Raw genomic sequence first — 5461 nt, 5'->3', positions numbered from 1 at the left:
GGGCGCTGAGGAAGGGCCGGACATTCTGGTAGAGTCGGGGCACGTCCCCGAAGACTATTTTTGTCGTCATAAACAGAAATTGTCCCCTATCGGGGACGTTTTCTCATACTTTGTGTCAGGCCGTCAGCTCGAGATCCTCATCTTCCACCACTTGAGCAAGGGTATCTAGAGGTAGATTGGGGTTGCTGAGAACAGCCAGCCTTACATCGGAATCCTCATCTTCCACCAATTGGTTGAGAAGATCTAGAGGCGTCTTAGGATTCCTAGCAACAGCCCACCTTACAACGGAATCCTCATCTTCCACCACTTGAGCAAGGACATCTAGAGGCGTCCTGGAACTCCTGGCAACAGCCCTCCTTACATCAACATCCTCATCTTCCGCCAATTGGGCGAGAAGATCTAGAGGTGTATTAGGGTTCTCAGCAATAAACTGCCTTACATAACCATCCTCATCTTCCGCCAGTTGGACAAAGACATCTAGAGGCGTCCTGGAACTCCTGGCAACAGCCCTCCTTACATCGATATTCTTGTCTTTTGCCAATTGGGCAAAGATATCTAAAGGCATATTGGGGTTGTTAATGCCAGCAAGCTTTACTTCTTTGTTGCCACCAGAAGCCAATCGACGCAAGATCTCTTCTGGAGAATCCTTATTAGTAGCACAGATGAGCTTGATATATTTATTTTTATCACTAAAGAATTCCTTTGGAATTTTTTTGTCACAATTAACCCTTAGAATATAATTGATTAGCATAGAATCATCTGAATCGAAAATATATTTTGATGACATATATTTGTAACAATTTAAATCATCAATGGATGATATTTTGTAATAGAAGGCTAGAACATTCTTTTTAATCTTTGTTTTTCGCGCGGCCTTAACGACAGCCGTCAAACGATCTTTACTCAAAATCTTTAAGCTCTCATCTGAAGTATTTATATTCTCGGCAACCAATTGCCTTATCTTTGGCATACTATCTAATGCTAGTATGTCTAAAATATCAGATGGGGTTAAATATGATAAAGCTATAAATTCTTTGGCAACTACATTATTACTATTTGCAAGATCTTTGAGATTACTAGTATCTGAAAACCGAATTTTTATTGAATGCTGAGAAATATCAGATAATATGTTATTGTATTGTGTATACTCGTTCCTGATGAGGTAGATTAAATCCTCTAAAAATCCCCCTTCAATGATTGCTCTTAATAATTCAGGGTCATCTTTAATTAAACCAAATTTTAATGCAGCAAATGCGGGGTTGGCCTCCATAGAGGTGTAATTAATCTTACATCGTAATTTTTTAATCCCATTAGATGTTTTAATGCTTCTAGAGTAACTCTTCTGAAACTCGGCCGATATCTCTAACCTATCATTTTCAGTTATGATTTCTAAAACACTTTTTTCAATAGTGATTCCTGCTATTTGCTCTATTTGTTCAAGTTTCAAGGTCAAACTTCTCGACTCAATCTGTCTACCCAAACTATCATATTCTACATTAAATATTCCGTTTCCATCAATTATCTCTACAAAATTTATATTGGTTATGCCATATTCTATATAGATATCATCGTAATCCGCCTCTATCTCATCGAAATACTCTAAATGGTATCGAGAGTGATCGGTAAATACAATGTCAGACAATCGCAACAAAACAGTAATATTCTTCGACATATTCTTATCTCCTAAAATCTTAGGCTGCGCAATTGATAGTATTAATGTCAAACTCAAACAATAACAAATCTCGCCTTACTTCCTTGTTGTGACGGAATGATTTCGAGGCGGGCCGGGATGTACTGCTGAAGTTCCTGAACATGTGAGATGACACCTACTAAACGTCCATGCTCCTGAAGTTCTGCAAGGCACTCCATTGCCAGATCAAGGGCTTCTGAGTCGAGTGATCCGAATCCCTCATCAATGAATACCGTTTCCAGGTAATGTGCACCAGTTCTGTGTTGGACGACTTCGCCTAGACTTAAGGCCAGCGCCAACGCAGCCTGGAAGCTTTCCCCACCTGAGAAACTCCGGGTGGGACGAGCACGGCCGGTGTGATGGTCAAATAACTCAATTTCCAGGCCTCCTTTTTCATCTTTCGAGCGTCGAAGCTCGTACCGCTCACGGGTCATGGCCTTAAGCCTGATAGAAGCCAGGCGCAGAACCTCATCCAGGTAGTAGGCCAACACATACCGGTGATAGGAGATTCGCGCTCCGCCTTTACCGCTGGCATTCGCGGCTAGTTCGGTCAGCAGGTTGGAGACCTGACTCTTCTGCTGGAATTGACTTTCCAACCGAGTCACCTCAGCCAGATCCTGACTTAACCGTTCTGCGTCCGCTTTCAGTTTCGAGTGCTGCTGAAGCAGGCTGTCGTACATCTGGTCTGCCTGAGTGAATCGTTCACTGAGTAAATTCAGTTCTGGCCTTTCTAGATGGGCGACAGCAGCCTGAGCATGGTGCCAGGTGCTGTCCACTTCACCCACGTTTCGTTCACTGGCGATCACCTGCTCCTCTAAAGCCTGGAAGGCCTCCGGCTGTAGAAGGGCATGCTCGTACGCCTGACGATCCTTGAAATCATTCGTCTGCAGAAGCGTCTGTATTTTTTCCCGCTGCTCACGCCAGTGGCTTTCCTCCGTCTCGTGGAGCGTCCGTTCCCGCTGCTCGTTCAGGTCACTGGCTATTCTGTTTTCCCGGGCTGCTTGCCACCTCTGTTGAGTCAGCTCGAACACTCTCATAAGCGATGCATGTTGCCGCTTGGCTATTTCAAGCTGTTGACCTACCACTTCCTGTTCGTGGAGATCTGCAGGTATGGCTTGTCGGAGACGAGCCAGCTGCGTTGCCTGCTCCTGAACTCTGCCCTCGAGGGACTTTGTCACAGCCAGTTGAATCTCAAGTTGCTCTGACAGCCCCCTTTCCTTCTCATGTGTTTCCAGGTACATCTGTCGGCGGCTGTCCCGTTGTTCTGAAAGAAGTTGAACCTCATGGAGTTGGGACTCCAGGGCTTGCCGTTGAAGGTCGATCTCGCCAACGGAGAGAGTCAGAGAATCTGCCAGCCTGTCCCTGAGCACTGTCGCTCGTTCCGTTAGGGGGATGAGTTCACCCATCATTTGAGATGCCCTACCGCCCTGCTGACGGAAAACTTCATACGCTTCTTCCTCCGCAAGCTGGGCTTGCTGGAGCTGTTCTTCAGTCACGCTACTCGCGGTTTGTGGAGCAGGATGGGGATGCTCGAGCGCCCCACAAACCGGACAGTGCTCATTCGGTTTTAGAGTGCTGGCCAGTCGACCAATCTGGCTATCAAGGAAACGCATTCTCCGCTCACCGTGTTCACGTTTCGCTATCGCCCAGTGGCGTTCCGCTCTCGCGGCCTGGTCGTTGGCCGTTTCAACTTCTTGCTGTTGTCGAAGGATTTGACCTTCAAGTAAATTCAAGGCATGGCGTTCTTCCAGCAATTCCAGTTGTCGCTTGTGCCGAGACTGTATCCAGTCGAGGCGGTTCTGAGCATGTTCTGACTCCTGAAACCTGGTTTCAAGGTCAGGCAGGTTCAGGCCGTCAACTTTACGCTGCACTTCCTCGTAGAGGGCGTGCGCTTGTTGATGCTCAAACCGCAACGTTTGATGCGCTTCTACCGCTTTTTTCAGTTCCGCGACCTTCCGGATCAACTCTTCAGATGCGCGCACTTGTTGAGAGGCTGCCTCACGTTCCGACTCCCGATTCTGTTCCAACTGATAAGCGGCTTCGGCTTCCTCCGCCAGCGCTGTTGCCTGGGCACATTTTTTCAGGGCCTCTTCCCACTGCTTTTGAGCCTTCTGTAGTCGGTCGCTGAGACCTCCTAAGCGGATGAATTCACTTTCCAGTCCCCTTGCCCTTCGTGCCATTTCCAGGAAGTGGGTCTGGGCGTGACGTTGTGGGGCCTCTTCAATCAGGCGCCGCTGGGCCTCCTCAGCTTTCTCAAGCTTAAGGAAAAGTTCGGCAACCCGGGAGGCTGCGTCCAGCTGGCTCTTGGCAGCTTCTCTGACACCTTTGGCGACCTTCAGGTCAGGCTCAATCGACTCGATATCCGCGCCAAGTTTACCGAGTTTCCCGCCCAACTCAGTGAGCGTCACTGCTTCATAACGCTGAAGCAGGGTTTGAATCAGGTCGTGGAGTCTGGTGGTTTCTGTCTTATTCTCCGACGCCATGTTTTTTAAAGACTTTTCCAGTTGGGCCTGATCTGACGTATTGAAGAGAACCCGCAGGACTTCTTCCCGAGTTTTACTGTCCGCAGTCAGCAGTTCGCGAAATTTGCCTTGCGGAAGAATCACGACCTGACGGAACTGGGAGCCGGTCAGGCCGAGAAGTTCAGTGATTTGTTTCTCGACGGCCCCCACGCCTGTCCCCAACAGTTTTGCTGGTTGCCCGGAGGCTACCGCAGTGGTTTCCAAGAGTTCCACTTCATGCAGGAGCGGCGTCTTTTTGTTCGGCAAGGTCTGGCTAGGCTGGCGTGAAATCGTGAACGTCCGTTGACCCATTGAAAAGTCGAACTCGACGCGCGTCACCGCCTGATCACTTGCCAGGTCACTTCGGAATTCTTTGGCTTTTCGCTCGTCACCGGACGATTCACCAAATAAAGCCACGCAGATGGCATCCAGAATGGAAGTTTTTCCAGCTCCTGTGGGACCATGAAGGAGAAAGAGGCCGTTCTCCCCGAGTTCATCGAAATTCACGACCTGCGTGTCCTTGTAAGGACCGAACGCCGTCATGGTCAATCGCCGTGGCCTCATGCTGGCCTCTCCTGCTGAGCCGCTGCATCCCGCTCGATAATGGCCGTCAGGACGCTCAACTGCTGCTCGTTGAGTGTCTGGTCATATACATCCTGGTAAAACTTCTGGAAGAGCTCAAGTTGACCCAGTTGTGTAGCCTCCCTGGGTTCCTCCAACTGGCCTTGAAGGCCTGACCTATCGAGGTATTGCATCTGGAGAATGTTTGGAAATCGCTGCCGCAAGAGGGTCATGGCGTCCTTGATTCGGCCGTCATCCAGTAATGTGACAGACAGGTAGTCATCAGGAGCCCCAAACTGCTCAGGTGAGTCCAGAAGTTCCTTGAACAGCCCCTGGATCCGGCGCAAATCTTTAGGCGGCCGCAGGCGCCGACTATCGATACAGCATCTCCCCTCCCCATCCATATCAACAACGAGGAAACCTTTCGTCTGGGCTTCCTCATCAAAGCAGTACTTCATGATGGAACCGGAATAACGAATATGTTCATGGTGCGGCACGTGCTGAGGCTCGTGGAGATGTCCAAGGGCTACATAGTGGAAGCCTTCGAACTGATCTGTCCTGATGGTTTCCGGGCCCTGCAAAGTCTGGAGTGAACCCCAAAACGCGGACAGAGGAGCAAGGCATGTCGCCCCGGTCAGCCCGTAGGCTGATCAACAGATGGAGGGAGACCGACCATGCCCGGACGACTACACAGCCGCGAATTCAAGCT

At 49.3% G+C, this 5461-nt stretch carries 3 protein-coding genes; all 3 read right to left on the bottom strand.

Annotated elements, in window-relative coordinates:
- Window positions 1-115: 115 nt before the first annotated feature.
- From E5Z01_RS18915 to E5Z01_RS18905, 3 genes are read right to left on the bottom strand one after another with little or no spacing between them, the layout of a single operon-like run.
- Window positions 116-1672, bottom strand: coding sequence for a HEAT repeat domain-containing protein (locus tag E5Z01_RS18915; RefSeq protein ID WP_135230792.1), 1557 nt, complete (start codon window positions 1670-1672; stop codon window positions 116-118).
- Window positions 1673-1725: 53 nt separating this feature from the next.
- Window positions 1726-4734 carry an AAA family ATPase gene (locus tag E5Z01_RS18910; RefSeq protein WP_240738589.1) on the bottom strand — a complete coding sequence of 1003 codons (3009 nt, stop codon included), beginning with the start codon at window positions 4732-4734 and terminating at the stop codon, window positions 1726-1728.
- A gap of 17 nt (window positions 4735-4751) precedes the next feature.
- Window positions 4752-5333, bottom strand: a complete 582-nt coding sequence (locus tag E5Z01_RS18905; protein WP_135230790.1) for an exonuclease SbcCD subunit D — start codon at window positions 5331-5333, stop codon at window positions 4752-4754.
- Window positions 5334-5461 lie beyond the last annotated feature (128 nt).

The sequence above is a fragment of the Deinococcus fonticola genome, from assembly GCF_004634215.1.
Classification (GTDB): domain Bacteria; phylum Deinococcota; class Deinococci; order Deinococcales; family Deinococcaceae; genus Deinococcus; species Deinococcus fonticola.
This window is presented reverse-complemented; position numbering and strand designations above follow the sequence as displayed.

What these genes read in the sequence shown, in the direction of transcription:
- E5Z01_RS18910 (WP_240738589.1), bottom strand. Translation starts at nt 4,734, where the DNA reads ATGACGGCGTTCGGTCCTTACAAGGACACGCAGGTCGTGAATTTCGAT.
- E5Z01_RS18915 (WP_135230792.1), bottom strand. Translation starts at nt 1,672, where the DNA reads ATGTCGAAGAATATTACTGTTTTGTTGCGATTGTCTGACATTGTATTT.